The following is a 15,170-nucleotide window of genomic DNA, read 5'->3' as shown; positions in this document are numbered from 1 at the left end:
CATCACCATTTGGTGATCACAGCTTTTTCTAACAAGCTTATTAGTATTTGTTCGTTTTAATCGGCGGGCCGCCGGCTTATATTGGCGGCCATGAGTACCGTTTCCTTTGCCACCGCTGCACGCGACCAATTCCTCGGCGGTGAATTCCGCCGCAGTTATGGCTGGCTCACGGCCAGCGTGCACCGGCTGGTTGGATCGCGCAACGACGCCGAAGACCTGGCCGCATCGGCATTCACCGAATTGGCCGGGATGGAAGATGTCAGCCATATCCGCCAACCGCGCGCACTATTAACCACGATTGCCCGGCGCCTGACCTATGAGTTCTGGCGCCGGCGCGACCTGGAGCGCGCCTATCTCGAACAACTGGCGCTGGCGCCGGAGTTTTCCGACGCATCGCCGGAAGAGATTTATATCGCCATCGACGAGTTGCTGCGTATCGACGCGGCGCTGCAAGGCATCAGCGCCAAGGCGCGCGAAGCGTTTATTCTCAGCCAGTTCGAGGAGCTAGGCTATGCGGAGATCGCCGAGCGCCTGCATGTTTCGGTCAGTATGGTGCGCAAATACCTGGCGCAGGCATTGACCGCCTGCTACGCATTGGCATGAGGCTGGCGCCCGCCGAACATCAGGCCGTGATGTGGGAAGTGCGTTTGCGCGAAGGCGATGTTGGTGCCTCGGTACTCAATGAGTTTAATCACTGGCGGACTGCGGAAGCGGCCAACGAACAGGCCTGGAACGCATTGCAGCAGCGCCTGTCGCGTATCGGGGGAGCATCGCGCGACACGCCGGCCATGGCGCGCGCCTTACGCACACCGGCCAACGAACGCCGTCGCGCCTTGCGTGCAGCGTTTGGCATGCTGGTTCTGGGCTGCGGCGCCTGGGGCTTACGCGAGGCTGCGCACGGACTGGGACTGGATGCCGAATGGCAGAGCGCTGTCGGCGAGCGTGGCGAAGGTGTGCTGGCGGATGGCACGCCGCTCGCATTTGACGCCAACAGCCGCATTTATCTGGCAGGCAGCGCGCAAAGCCCGCTGCTTCGACTTCATCAGGGACAGGTTCTGGTCAAATCATGGCCGCCGCGCGATGATACGCTGACCGTGGCCACCGCCGATGGCGCGGTGTCTACCGAAGGGGCGACCTTCAACGTCGGCAAGCTGCATGCGCGCAGCGTGGTGTCTGTCAGCTCGGGGAGCGCCTTGCTACGCCCTCAAAACGGCCGGCCGGTACTGGTGCCGGCGGGCGAAACATTCTACTTTGACCGCCAGGCCGTACACTCTGCGGAGCTTCCGTTTGCCGCCGTCAGCGCCTGGACGCGTGGCGTGTGCGTTGCCGACCGCATGCCGCTGGCGGAACTGCTGGAGATTTTTGGACGCTATCGCCAAGGATTGCTCCGGGCCAGCGGCCGGGCGGCTGCGTTGCAGATCAGCGGCGTGTTCCGGCTGGATGACGTCGAGCGCGCGCTGTTGCAGGTGACGGATATTTTGCCAGTACGCGCGCAGCGTTATGGCCGTTATCTGACTGTGCTGAGCGGGCTTTAAAAATATTTCCGGATGCCGGTGTCACTTTTCGATTCTCGCTGCACATGGATGGTGAAGCGCCTCGGTCGAGGCGCCATAACCTCGTGAGGCACGTTTTGCAGAAACCACAGCACATCCTGGCCATCCTGGCCGTGACCCAGTTACTCGCCCTGCCAGCCGCTATGGCGCAGGACGCTACCCGCCACCAATACCAGCTGTCCGGCGCGCCGCTGGATAAGACGCTGTTGCGCATTGCGGCAGAAAGTGGCGTGGCCTTGGCCTACGATCCTAAACTGGTGGAGGCAGTGCGCTCTGCGCCAGTTAACGGCACCTACAGCGCGACTGAAGCGATTACGCGCGCGCTGGAAGGCACCGGCCTGGAGCTGGTGAGTACCGGTGGTGGCCGCACGCTCACCATTCGCCGGGCGTTGATCGTGCCGGCGGTAGCGCGTCCGGCGGTGCAGCCTTTGATCACGCCGGTGGCGCTGCGTGGCGCGGCAGTGGCGGCAACGGCAGCCGCAACTGCCGCCGAGCCGGATGTGCTGGCGCGCGTAACGGTAAAAGGTGCCAAGCGTCCCGGTGCATATCCGGACGCCGACGATGTTCAGCGCGCGCCGACATCGTCTTACCGTGTCAGCGGCGAGGAACTGGAGGAGCAAAACCTGACCACGCTGGAAGACTTGCAACAGCTAGTGCCTGGCCTGGTGATTCAGTCCACCGATCCGTCGGATACGCAAATCTCCATACGTGGTGTTGGCGATGGCGGCGGACAATCCAGCGGCGACCAGAATATCGGCATGCCTAGCAGCGTGGCGATCTATGTCGACAATGTCTACCTGCCGCGCGCGGGCATGCTAAGCAGCGGCCTGGGCGACATCGCCTACGCCGAAGTATTGAGTGGCGCACAAGGTACGACTTTCGGCGCGAATGCGACCGGTGGTGTGCTGAATATCCATACCCGCGAGCCGAGCTTCACGCCGGAAGCATCTGCCAGCATCTCCTACGGCCAGAACGGCTATACGCGCGGCCGCGCCTTGTTGTCGGGTGCTTTGTCGGACAGCTGGGCGGGCCGGTTAAATCTGGTGTACACCAATAACGATGGCCCGGTGACCAATGTCCGCAACGGCAATACGCTGGCTGGCGTCACCAGTACCGGCGCACGCGGCCAACTGCTGTACAAGCGTGGCGACTATTTCAGCTTGCGCTTGAGCGCGGATATCAATGTCACCAATAGCGAGCCTACGCCGGTGCTATTGTCCACCAATATATTCAGCGGTGTAGACAGCTACCTCAAGCACTCGGCTGCGGTGGGCAACCATGTGGTGTTGGGGCCGAATGTGGACCTGGATGACGAGAACACGGTCCATGTAAAGCAGGGCGGTGCATCGGCGGAAGCCAACTGGCGCTTCGATAACGGCTACAAGCTGCGTTCCGTGACCTCTTACCGTTACTTCCGCTCTGATCCGAATGTCGCCGACGGCCTGAGTGTGGGCGTCTATAACAATACCGGAACACGGGTGATTGATCGCAGCTGGTCGCAGGAATTTCGTCTCGATTCGCCGATTGGCGAAACCTTTGACTACGCGCTCGGCCTGACCTATCTGGGCGAGCATCTGGATACGCTGGCGCATACCCGCTACACCAACAACAAGCTGGCCGGTATCTATCTGGATTCAACCAGCTACAACGGGCTGGATGTGATACGTGTCGGCCAGGTGCATGACTATATGTTGTCGCCCTACGCGCAGGGAACCTGGCACGTTGCGCCGGACTGGGAGCTGGTAGCTGGCGTGCGCGCAAACTACCAGGAGAAGGGCGGCTACTTCATCCGCTACAACCGCGCTTCCTTCAACTCGGGCAAACTGCAGGAATACCATCTGCTGCCATCGGGGACGCTGGTGTTGAAACATCAGCTGAACGAGGCCTGGAGCAGCTACCTGGCCGGATCGTATGGCGAGAAGTCGGGCGGCTTGAATATTTCGGCTGGCGCGGCCAAGGCGGCCGGCTACGACACGCTGTTTATCAAGCCGGAGAAAACCAAGAGCGTGGAGCTGGGCGTCAAAGGCGCACTGCTGGATAACAAACTCAGTCTCAAGGCCGATCTTTTCCAGACCGAGATTACAGACTTCCAGACGCAGGGCTATAACCCGGACGATCAACAAACCTACCTGATGAACGCCGGCAGCTTCCGTTCGCGTGGCGCGGAAGCCAGCATCGCGGCGACACTGGCGAAAGGCTGGCAGCTGAATCTGGGCGGTGTCTACAACGATGCCCGCTATACCGATTATCAGAATGCGCGCTGCCCCGCCGAGGTGACCTTGTCGCCGAAGCCGCCGGCATCCTGCAATCTGACCGGCGAGCGTGTATTCAATGCACCCAGGGTGACCTGGAACGCGAGTACGCGCTATTCGTGGCGCAGCGCGAATGGATTAGTCAATTTCTTGAGCGCCCGTTACTCCCATCGCAGCTGGATGTATGGTACGGTCGATAACTCGCGTTTGACGCGCGTTGACGGCTACGGTCTGGCGGCGTTTTCGGCGGGCACCGGTGGCAAGCTGAATCACGGCGAGTGGAATGCCTCGGTATGGGTGAACAATGCCTTCGACAAGCAATACTACCGCCGCGTGGGCAACGGCGATTACGGTTCGGTGTGGGCATGGCTGGGTGAGGCGCGCACTGTCGGCGCGACGCTGTCGTATAAATACTAAGGAGCGGGCTGGATGGGTGCATCGTTTGAACGTCGCCAGTTTTTCAAGCTGGCGGCGCTGCTGACTGGTGGTGCGGCTGGATTGGGTGAGGGTGGCGCAGCCACTGCTGCAAGTGCTGCCGCTGGTGCCGGCGCTGAGCCGGCGCCGTATCAGTCGTCCGGTGAAACGACACTGCACTGGCTCGAAGGTGCACCTTCCAGCTTCAAGGGAACCACTTGGGGTGTACCTTGGCCGCAGGGCCGTGTTCCCGGCGATGCGGCGTTTGCGCTGGGCCCTGGAGGTGGCGCGGTGCAGTCATGGCCGCTGGCCTATTGGCCGGACGGTACGCTCAAATGGTCCGCTCACGCCTTGCCGCCGGACGCCGATGGCGCCGCCCCAGGCATCGGCGGCACACTGCATCCCTTGCTGGACGCGTCCGGTAGTGCCTTGCGCGTAGCCGCTGGCGCAGGGCTGGCAAGCGAAGGCAAGGACAGCATCGCTATCGACACTGGACCCTTGCAATGTACCGTGGCGCGCGGTGGCGCCGTACTGCTCAGCGCCGTTCAGCGAGCGGGGCGGCAGTTGCTGCGCGATGGGCGGCTGGTGCTGCTGGTGGATGGCGCGGCGGATGATGAACGCGCAAGCGCCGGGCGTCGCGCCTTTGATGGCGTGATTGCATCGGTCACGCTGGAACAGAACGGTCCGCAGCGTGCGGTGGTGCGCGTCAATGGTGCGCATCGGCATAGCGATGGCAGCAAGCTGCTGCCGTTCACCGTGCGGCTGTACTTCTACAAAAACTCGGACGCCATCCGTGTGGTGCATACGCTGGTGTACGACGCCGACCCGCAGCAGTCCTTCATTCGTGGTGTCGGCTTGCGCTTCGATGTACTGCTCGATACGCCGCTGCATGATCGCTATATCCGCTTCGTCGGCGCCAACGGCGGCGTGTTCGCGGAAGCGGTGCAAGGCCTCACCGGTCTGCGGCGTGATGCGGGTGCAGCGGCGGAGGCGCAGTTGCAGGGACAAGCAGTGGCGGCTGGCGCCATGCCTGCCAATGTCAGCAAAAACCTGCGGTACGTGCCTGCGTTCGGCAGCTATACGCTGCTGCAATCGCATCCGGATGGCTATAGCATCAGCAAGCGCACCAGCGTTGGCCACGGCTGGATACACGCGGGCAGCGGCAATCGCGCTGCGGGCACTGGCTATCTTGGCACGCCCGGCGGTGGCGTCGCCTTCGGCATCCGCAATTTCTGGCAAAGCTATCCTGGCCAGATCGACATCCAGGCCGCTGAAACCAGCCTTGCGACCGTCACGCTGTGGCTCTGGGCGCCGAAAGCGGAGGCGATGGATCTGCGCTTCTATCACGATGGCATGGGACAGACGGACCATGCCAGACAGCGCGACGCACTCGATATCACCTACGAAGATTATGAACCCGGCTTTGGAACGCCATACGGCGTGGCGCGCACCAGCGAGCTGGAGTTGCAGCTGTTGCCAGCGACGCCGACGCATCAACAACTGGTGTCCATCAGCGAGCGCATTCAATCGCCGCCGCAGCTGACGGTCGCACCTGCGCGTCTGCATGCCGCTGGCGTGTTCAGCGAATACTGGCATCCTGCCACGCAGAAGCCTGCCAGGCTGGATACACAGCTGGCATGGGCATTCGACTTTTATCGCCAACAGATCGAAGACAGGCGCTGGTACGGCTTCTGGGACTATGGCGATGTGATGCACACCTACGACAGCCAGCGCCACGTCTGGCGCTATGATGTCGGCGGTTTCGCTTGGGATAACTCGGAACTCAGCACGGAAATCTGGCTGTGGCATTACTTCCTGCATAGCGGCCGTGCCGATGCGTATCGCGTGGCTGAGGCGATGACGCGCCACACAGGCGAAGTCGATGTGCATCACATCGGCCCATACAGTCCGCTCGGCACACGGCATGGCGTGCAGCACTGGAGCGACAGCGCCAAGCAGTTGCGCGTTTCGACCGCCATCAACCGGCGCTTCTTTTATTACCTGAGCGCGGATGAACGCGTGGGCGAGCTGCTGCGCGAACAGGTCAACGCGGTCGATCGGCTGCGTACCGTTATCCCCGGCCGCAAGATCGGCCAAAAAGCGCCGGAGCAAGAACCGGATACGCATGCCAGTGTGGCCTTTGGCACGGATTGGGGCGCGGTGGCGGCCGCCTGGTTCACCGAATGGGAGCGCACCGGAAAACCAGAATACCGCGACAAACTGTTGAACAGCATGGCCAGCATCGCTGCTCAGCCACTGGGCTTCCTGGCTGGCGGCGGCATGATGGATCTGCGCAGCGGCGCCTACCTGGCCGATCCGAAGGCCAAGATCAGCGTCTCGCATCTGAGCGCCGTATTCGGGCTGCCGGAAATCGCCAGCGAATTGATACGCACCGTGCCGCAGCCGGCGTTCCGCGATGCGTGGCTGCGTTACTGCCGCCTGTACAACGCCAGTGCGGATGAGCAGAAGGCCGAACTGGGACAAGACCTGGGCAAGCTGAATCTCGGCCAGGGCCATGCGCGCCTGCTGGCATACGCCGCAGTTCAGCGGCGGGACGGCGCGACGCTGAAGCGTGCGTGGGCGCAGTTCTACGAGCGACGCGCTGGCCTGAAAGACAAGGATCTTGTCTCGCGCAGAGTGAAGCCGCCGCTGGTGCTGAACGAGGTGGAGGAAGCAGCATCGTTGTCCACCAATGCTGTCGCCCAATGGGGATTGGGTGCGATCGGCTTGCTCGCGCTCGACGCGCAAGCAAGCGATAACGTGCTGGTGCGCGATGATTTCAAGCGCTTCGACCCGCAGGCTTGGGCGGTGGAAGCGGAGGCTGGCAACGCTGCAGCGGCAGCGTATGTCGAACGCGGCGCAATGGTGCTGAAGGCGGATCGCGGGTTGACGGTCTGGCTGCGCCAGCAACTGCTGGGCCACTATGAGATCAGTTTCACACGCACGGTGCTGGCGGACGCACGGCAGTCCGACCTGAACTTCTTCTGGGAAGCGCAGCTGCCGCCAGGCTTCAAGTTGTCCGGCAAGCTGGAGGAGTATGACCAGCTTAAGCTGTTCTATGCTGGCATAGGCGGCAATACCAATAGCACCACACGTTTCCGCTACTACGATGGCAGTGGTGCGCGCAATCTGCTGCGGGAATACACGGCGCCGGAGTATTTGCTGAAGGCGGGCCACCCATATCGCATCCGTATCGTGGTGGATGCGCGCGGCACGCGGCTGTCCGTTGACGATAAAGTGTATTTCGACGCCCCAGGCCCGTTGCTGGGGGGCGGCTACTTTGGATTCCGCACCACGCAGTCGCGGCAGACGGTGAAAGACTTCGTGGTGCGTCGGCTGGGCTAGGCGGCGCCATTTTTAGGCCTGTCGCTTCGTACTCAGGCCGCGCCAGGCCTGAGATGAAGATGACGGTGATGTGCGCGGTCTGCGCTTCGGAGCTGCGGCCCTAAAGCGTGCCTTGCGAGCCGCGCAAGTCTTCCACGCGTTCCAGACTATCGCAGCTTAAAAAACTCACATTCAGAGCACGTTGGGATTCCGCTGCCAGATGCTGTAGCAGAGACAGGTCGCAAAACTGACCCAGCCGATGTAGGGAACTAACAACAGTCCGGCCACCCGGTCGCGGCGCCAGAAAGCACGCAGCGTGGCGGCGATCAATAACCACAACAATAGTATTTCGACAAAGGCTGCGCCGCCCAGGCGCCAGCCGAAGAACAGCCAGGTCCACAGCGCGTTCAGCGCCAGCTGGACGGTGTACAGCGCCAGCGCCGGCCGTGCGCCGCCGGGTGGCGCAGCGCGCTGCACGCGCCACGCGGCGATGGCCATCAACAGATACAGCGTGCTCCATGCGGGACCGAACAGCCAGGGCGGCGGCGCCCAGGATGGCTGGTCGAGCTGCTGATAAAACTCGGCGGCTTGCGAGGAGGCGAGGGCGCCGATGGCGGCGAAGACAAACGTCAGCACCAGCCAGCCGGCCAAGGCGGGCAAGCGCAACGGTCGGTGCGGGGCAGTCGCGTGGGTCGGCATGGCGCAATCCTCTTGAGCTTTGGTGGGCCCCATGGTCGCCGCTGGCGCGCATGCGGTCTGTGCGGCAGTCAACCTAACAGGCGGGACCACCACGGAGGGCGTCTGCCGGCATAGGCGCGGCGCGCCGACAAGGTCACAGTAACACCACAGCCGATGGACTGTTCACTGCTGATCTCCAGCGCCGCGCCAATACGGGCGGCACGTTCGCGCATGCCGACCAGGCCCCAGTGACCTGTGGCCGGGGCGGGTGACATACCTGTGCCGTCGTCGCGCACGCGGAGTGTGAACTGCTGCTCCTGATAATCCAGCAGCACCTCGATGCTGCTGGCGTGGGCGTGCTGGAAGGCGTTGCGCACTGCCTCGCGGCCGATTTCACAGATGTCTTCGACCACGCCGGTACACAGTGGAATACGCTTGCCGCTGACCGTCAGCGAGAACGCGGCGCCGGGATAGCTGGCGGCAAGCAGCGGGGCGATGTCGCGCAGGCTAATTTCCACATCATCGACATCGGTGGTGCGCAGCTCGTGAACCTGGGCTCGGCCTTCGCTGATGCTGTCGCGCGCGCTGTGCAGAATATGGGTCAGCGACTTGCGCGCCGCGCTGTCATCGGGCAGCGTGTCCACTGCCGCGTCCAGCCGCAGCACCACGCCCTGCACACTCTGCAAAAAGGTGTCGTGCAGCGTGCGCGCGATGCGTTCGCGTTCGGCCAGCCGGACTTCCATGCGCTCTTCCAGGCGCCGCGTGACTATCCTGAGGCGATACCAGTACAGCAGATAAAGCGTAGCGGTGGCGGCCAGTACACACAATGCCTTGAACCACCAGGTCTGCGGGATCGTCGGCGGTATCTCGAACGTGACGTTGGCAGGCTGCGCGCTCCATAGGCCGTCTTCATTGGCCGCGCGCACCTGGAACTGATAGCTGCCCGGTGGGATGTCGGTGTAGTAGGCGGTGCGGCGTGGCGTAGCCTCCCGCCAATCCCCGTCTATGCCCGACAGCCGATATTGGAAACGTATCGCTTCCGGCTGCCGCAGGCTGGGCGCTGTGTAATGGATGTTAAAGCTACGGGCGCCGGCTGGCAGTTGCAGCTTGCCGCTGGCGTTGTACTGCTTGCCGTCCAGTGTGGCGATGCCGGTTACCGTGGGCACCGGCGCCACTGGATTGCGCAGAATGTTGCGCGTGTCCAGTTGCATGATGCCGCCGGTACCGGCAAACCACAGCCGGTCATCGCGATCCACCAGCATGCTGGGCAAGCGGTTTTCCACCACGGCTTCACCACGATAGCCATCGTGCACCGACATCAGCTGATAGCGTAGCGGCAGCGTTGGCCGCGCCATGCTGGCCAGCCAGTCCTGCTTGCGCACATGCAGCAGCCCCTTGCCGCCATTCAGCCAGCGGTCGCCATTGCTGGTGACAGCCAGGCCGGATACATTGCGCAGCACGTCTGGATCTTGCGCGCTCAGCGGGTGAAAGCGCTGGCCGGTGAACACGGCCACCCCTTGGTCGCCGGCTGCGATAATCTGCTCGCCGACGAACATGCCGGTAGGGAGGCCTATCGTCGCGGCCTTGTAGGGCAGTTGCCGTTGCCCGGAGCTCAGTGTGATGGCGCCATCGGCGGAGGCGATCCATGATTCGCCGGGCCGATCGGGTGTGCCCAGCACAAAGCCGGGCGGTAGCTTGAATTTGGACCTGGGTCGCCAGGCGCCATCGACCCAGCCCATCAAGCCGGTCTGCGGCGAGGCCATCCACAGCACTTTGCCATCGTCCTGAATGCCCCATACCTTGATCGGATGCGGCTTGCCGTCGGAGCCGGGGGGCAAGGGCAGCGGAATGCTCTCGACGCCATCGCGGCCGCGCCGCACAATCTCGGTGGGCGTCGCCAGCAACAAGTCGCCATTGCGGTCAATCGCGGATGTGACGTAGTGCTGCGTGCGGTCCACAACCGGCGCCTTGCCGGCCGTCAGCTTCCAGGCACCGCCATCGCCGTCCACAGCCCATATCTGGCCGTCGCCATCCTTGCTCAGACTGAAGACGCTGCGTGGCGACGGAATAGCCACGGCCGCCAGTTTGATATCCCGAAAGCGCTCCAGTCCTGCTTTGGTGGCGATCCAGATATTGCCTTCGCGATCTTCCAATATGGCCGTCAGGTTCAGCGATGACATCTGCCATTGCTGATCCATGCGCGAGCTTGCGGCGGCAGGGCTGATGGTGTTGCCCAAGCTCCCCGCATGCGGGACCAGGCACAGCGCGGTCGGGCACTTTAACGCCCACAGATTGCCATCCCGATCAAACTGGGCACTCCAGTCGGAATAGATATCGATCTTGCGCGGGAGGCGAGGCACGCTGCCGGGCGGTATGGGCAAGGCTTGCGCGCCGTGGCTGTTGGAGATCCACATGCGTCCATCCGGAGACGAGATCAGTGTCGAAATATCTGGCAGTCCACGGAATTTTTCGAATTTGTCGCTAGCGCGGTCGTACAGGTAGGCCGCGCTGGTACTGAGCGCCCATAGCTGACCGTGGCGATCCAGCTTGATGTCTTCCATTTGGCCGCGCGGCAGGCCGTGCGCTGCGTCCAGGGTTTGCCATTTGCCGCCTATGCGCCGCTGTATGCCGCGGATATTGGATAGCCAGATTTCGCCATTGTCGTCGTAGGTAAGGCCGTTGAAAGGAGCGACTTCCTTGCCAGGTTCGGCAAGGTCCTCCATGGAACCGTCGGGATGCAGGACCGACAGACCGCCGCCCATGAAAAACGACATCAGCAAGTCGCCGTTGGGCAGCGCCCGCAGCGCTGACGGCCGCCGGCGTATCGGATTGGCGGCGCCTGGCAGTTCATAGCGTTCAAAGCGTACACCGTCAAAACGATGCAAGCCCGATTTCGAGGCCAGCCACAGCCAGCCATCGCTGGTTTGCGCCATGCTCTCTACGTTGGTGGGCGCGCCATCCTTGGCAGTCCACGAAGTGTGATGGTAGTCCTGCAGCGTCATGGCTGGATTCAATGCTGACGCCACCGTGGGCGTCAGCAGCAAAGGCAGCAATACGGCCAGCAGGCGGCGCATCGTCACCGTTCCTGGGCTGGTGGCGTAGTGCGGCCTGTCTTGTAACCGATCGCCAGTATCGCCAGCCACACCGGGATCAGATAGACGGACAATTGCAGGTCGGGCGTCAGGTACATCACCACCAGGATCGCGGCGAGGAAGGCCAGACACAGATAGTTGGTTAAGGGGTAGCCCAGGCTGCGGAATTGCGTTACCTGGCCAGCCGCTTTCTTCTGCGCGCGGAAGCGCAGGTGTATCCAGCTGATCAGGCCCCAGTTGATAATCAGCGCCGACACCACGAGCCCCATCAGGAAGCCGAAGGCCTTGGCGGGCATGAAGTAATTGACCGCGACGCAAGCACCGGTGGCCACGGCCGATATGGCGAGCGCGGTCAGCGGCACGCCGCGTGCGTTCACCGTCAGCAGCGACCTCGGTGCGTTGCCTTGCTTCGCCAGGCCATACAGCATGCGGGTGTTGGCGTACACCCCGCTGTTATAGACCGACAGCGCGGCAGTCAGCACCACCACGTTCAGCACATGCGCCACCAGGTTGCTGTTCAGGGCGTGGAAAATCAGCACAAACGGGCTGCCGCTGGTGACCACTTTCTGCCATGGATACAGCGACAGCAGAATCGCCAGCGCACCGATATAAAAGATCAGGATGCGGTAAATGGCCTGGTTGGTGGCCTTGGGGATGGTGTGGGACGGATTCTCTGCTTCCGCTGCGGTGATGCCGATCAGCTCCAGGCCGCCGAATGAGAACATGATGACGGCCATCGCCATCACCAGTCCGCCGACGCCATTCGGGAAGAAGCCGCCGTGCTGCCACAGATTGGCCACAGTCGCCTGCGGACCGGCGTCGCCGGAAATCAGCAGGTAGGCGCCGAACAGGATCATGCCGATGATGGCCAGCACCTTGATAATGGCGAACCAGAATTCCATTTCGCCGAAGGCCTTCACATTAAACAGGCTGATGGCGTTGATGATGACGAAGAAGGCCAGCGCCGACACCCAGGCCGGCACCGCCGGCCACCAGTACTGGATGTAGATGCCGACCGCCGACAATTCGGCCATGCTGACCAGCACATACAGCACCCAGTAGTTCCAGCCCGCCATGAAGCCGGCCCAATGGCCGCAGTACTTGTCAGCGAAGTAGCTGAAGGAGCCGGCGACCGGCTCATCCACCACCATCTCACCCAGCTGGCGCATGATGAAGAACGCGATCAGGCCGGCCACGCCGTAGCCGAGCAGCACCGACGGACCGGCCATCTGGATCGTCTGCGCGATGCCCAGAAACAGGCCGGTGCCGATGGCGCCGCCCAGCGCGATCAACTGAATGTGCCGGCTTTTCAGGCCCCGCTTAAGTTCGCTCATCTGCTTTCCTGTGCAAGATTATAAAAATTAATTCTCGCACAACTCAGTCTTCGTGCACAGGCAGGGGCGTGAACTTGTAGTCGGCGCGTGCGAACTCGTGGCCGCGCTTGACCGTCAATACAACAGAACGCACGTTGCCGATGTCCTGCAGCGGGTCATGCTGGAGGAATACCATATTGGCTTGCTTGCCCGCTTCCAGCGTGCCGAACTCCTTCTGCTTGCCCAGCGCCTCGGCCGCGTTGGCGGTGGCGGCGATGATCGCCTGCTGCGGGGTGAAGCCGGCGTACCTGACCAGCTTTTCCAGTTCGTGGTCCAGCACCGGGAACGGGTCTTCGCCGGTGTTGTCGGTATCGGTGCCGGCAATGATCTTGACGCCGGCCTTGTGCATGGCGCGGGTGATGTCGCCAGCCAGCGTGATGTGGCAGCGCGGGCCTTCGGTTTTGTAGACGCTGAGGGTAGCGTCCATGATGGTGCCGGATTTCGCCAGCGCGGCGATATACTTTTTGATTTCCGGATCTTCGGCGGTCAGCCCCGCATAGGACGGCTCGTTGGCGTGGCCGTAGGCGGACTTGCCCGTTTCGCGCACATGGCGTGCAATCATGCAGACGTGCGAGACGGCGGTGGCGCCCAATGAATCGTAGGGCGAGGCAGGGTAGACCTGCATGTGCGTCCAGACCGGGAATTTCTGCTGCTTCGACTCCGCGATCAGCTTGCGCACCAGCGTGCCGGGCAGATTGGCGTAAATTTTCATGCCGGTGGCGCCGGTGCCGCGCGCCTGCGCCACTGCCAGCGGTAAACTGGTCTTGTCGTCAACGGCATAGAGCCAGGGGGTGCTGCCCGGCTGCGCGCCGAGTGCCGCAACCACGGTGCGCGGATCGTTGAAGAAGCTTGGGCCGGCAACCAGCGAGGCGTAATAGATATCCGGAGAAGGGATGCGGTTCAGCAGGGCGTCGCGCGACAGGCCGGCCAGCTCGCGGGCGTCGCCAGCCATGTCGCGTACGCCGGTGACGCCGCCGTAGAGGTTGCGCTTCAGCTCAGCCTCGGCGTAGGGGCGGTCCGGGTTGGTGGCGTAGTGGACGTGCGAGTCGATCAGTCCAGGCAGCACATACTGGCCGGCTGTGTCGACCAGGCGCGCGCCGCTGCGCTGCTGTTCGGTCAGCTGGGCGGCGGGCAGCACGGCTTCGATGCGGTCATCCTTGACGATGATCGCCATATCGGTGCGCGGCGCGGCGCTGGTGCCGTCGATCAGCGTGGCACCGCGATAGATGACGCGGCCCAGCGCCTTGCCATTCAGCTTGTCGAGCCGCTCCTGCTGGACATTGGCGGCGCCAGCACCAAAGGCGGTGGCGAGGGACAGGACGGTCACGGCGGACTTCAATATCATGCATGGCTCCAGACGCTATCGGCAACGCGCAGGAAATTCGTGCCGAGGATTTTTTCAATACGGCTGCTGCTGTGGCCACGCTTGGCCAGCAGGTCAGCCAGTTTCAGGAATTTGTTCCTGCCCATCAGGTCGGGCAGGAAGGGCACAATGTCGGGCCGCTCGCCGGGCGCGCTGATGCCGGCGGCACGGCGCTGGCGCACTTCATCTTCCAGTCCTGTCAGGTAGGCGGCCATATTATCGATCTGCGGCACGCTGCCGTCGGTGCCAATGCCCACGTGGTCCTCGCCGCAAACATGGATGGCGTGTTCGATGTGGGCGATCAGGTCCGCCGCCAGCGGCTGCCTGCCGATCGCGAGGAAGGGCATGAAGTAGATACCGACAAAACCGCCTTTCTCCGCCACCATGCGCAGTTCCTTGTCGGTCTTGTTGCGCGGCAGGTCGGCAACGGCGCGGCAACCGGTGTGGCTGATGATGATTGGCGACTTCGACGCGTCGCTGGCATCCAGGCAGATTTGCTCGCCGCTGTGGCTCAGGTCCACCAGGATGCGGTTGCGGTTCAATTCGGCGACGACATCATGGCCGAACGGCGTCAGGCCCCGGTTGGTCGGGACCATGGCGCCATCACCCAGCTGGTTCGGGCCGTTGTAGGTCAGCTGAATCACCCGCACGCCGCCCTTGGCGAAAACTTCCACGCGGCGTGCGTCCTTACCCATCATGGCGGCGTTCTGGAAGCCGAGAATCACGCCGATGCGGCGTTCCGCATGGGCGCGCCGGATATCGCCGGCGCTGCGCACCAGCAGCAGATCGGCGGATTTCTTCTGGATGAAGGCGTTCCATGCGCGCACATCGGCCACGCTTTTTTCATACGGATCGCCTGAGCCAAACACGTAGCCGATGGTCATATTGAAGGCGCTCAGGCCGGAGGCTTTGGCATCGGCCATCGAACGCGCATCGATGCCATAGTCGCTGGCGGCATCCTCGCGGCGCGTGGCTGGCAGGTTGGTGTTGTCAATGCCGCCCAGCGCGTCGATGATGAGCGGGCGCAGCTTGGGCGCTGCGATTGCAGGCATGCCCAGCGAGGCCAGTCCGGCAGCCGCTGCGCCATGCAGGAAAATACGACGGTCCGTCATCGGTGCTCC

9 protein-coding genes are annotated in these 15,170 nt (G+C 62.8%); 4 read left to right on the top strand and 5 right to left on the bottom strand.

Annotated features, from left to right (window positions below):
- Positions 1–90: 90 nt before the first annotated feature.
- The 4 genes from KW842_RS03725 (at position 91) to KW842_RS03710 (ending at position 7,564) form a co-directional block, all read left to right on the top strand.
- The gene (locus tag KW842_RS03725) at positions 91–603 is read left to right on the top strand and encodes a sigma-70 family RNA polymerase sigma factor (RefSeq protein WP_218302718.1); all 513 of its coding nucleotides are present in this window, start codon (positions 91–93) and stop codon (positions 601–603) included.
- Complete coding sequence (locus tag KW842_RS03720) at positions 600–1,535, top strand: FecR domain-containing protein (RefSeq protein ID WP_218302717.1); 936 nt, start codon at positions 600–602, stop codon at positions 1,533–1,535. The genes KW842_RS03725 and KW842_RS03720 overlap by 4 nt, the downstream gene beginning before the upstream one ends.
- Before the next feature lie 95 nt (positions 1,536–1,630).
- The gene (locus KW842_RS03715) at positions 1,631–4,222 is read left to right on the top strand and encodes a TonB-dependent receptor (RefSeq protein WP_218302716.1); all 2,592 of its coding nucleotides are present in this window, start codon (positions 1,631–1,633) and stop codon (positions 4,220–4,222) included.
- A 12-nt stretch (positions 4,223–4,234) separates the two neighbouring features.
- Positions 4,235–7,564 carry a DUF6250 domain-containing protein gene (locus KW842_RS03710; RefSeq protein ID WP_218302715.1) on the top strand — a complete coding sequence of 1,110 codons (3,330 nt, stop codon included), beginning with the start codon at positions 4,235–4,237 and terminating at the stop codon, positions 7,562–7,564.
- 171 nt (positions 7,565–7,735) lie between these two features.
- Here KW842_RS03710 and KW842_RS03705 read toward each other — a convergent pair whose 3' ends face one another.
- The 5 genes from KW842_RS03705 to KW842_RS03685 all read right to left on the bottom strand — a co-directional run bounded on the left by KW842_RS03705 (position 7,736) and on the right by KW842_RS03685 (position 15,161).
- Complete coding sequence (locus tag KW842_RS03705) at positions 7,736–8,242, bottom strand: TspO/MBR family protein (protein WP_218302714.1); 507 nt, start codon at positions 8,240–8,242, stop codon at positions 7,736–7,738.
- A 68-nt stretch (positions 8,243–8,310) separates the two neighbouring features.
- Positions 8,311–11,295 (bottom strand): sensor histidine kinase, encoded by a 2,985-nt coding sequence (locus tag KW842_RS03700; protein ID WP_218302713.1) that lies wholly within the window; start codon positions 11,293–11,295, stop codon positions 8,311–8,313.
- A gap of 2 nt (positions 11,296–11,297) precedes the next feature.
- On the bottom strand, positions 11,298–12,647 hold the full coding sequence (locus tag KW842_RS03695) for an amino acid permease (protein ID WP_218302712.1): 1,350 nt from the start codon (positions 12,645–12,647) through the stop codon (positions 11,298–11,300).
- Between the two features lie 43 nt (positions 12,648–12,690).
- Entirely contained in the window at positions 12,691–14,031 is a 1,341-nt protein-coding gene (locus tag KW842_RS03690) for an amidohydrolase family protein (RefSeq protein WP_218302711.1), read from the bottom strand.
- On the bottom strand, positions 14,028–15,161 hold the full coding sequence (locus KW842_RS03685; RefSeq protein ID WP_218302710.1) for a dipeptidase: 1,134 nt from the start codon (positions 15,159–15,161) through the stop codon (positions 14,028–14,030). The genes KW842_RS03690 and KW842_RS03685 overlap by 4 nt, the downstream gene beginning before the upstream one ends.
- Positions 15,162–15,170 lie beyond the last annotated feature (9 nt).

Origin of the sequence: Duganella sp. sic0402 (assembly GCF_019219065.1) — a bacterium.
GTDB lineage: Bacteria > Pseudomonadota > Gammaproteobacteria > Burkholderiales > Burkholderiaceae_D > Rugamonas.
Note: the sequence above shows the minus strand (reverse complement) of the source record. Positions and strands in the feature narration are given on the sequence as shown.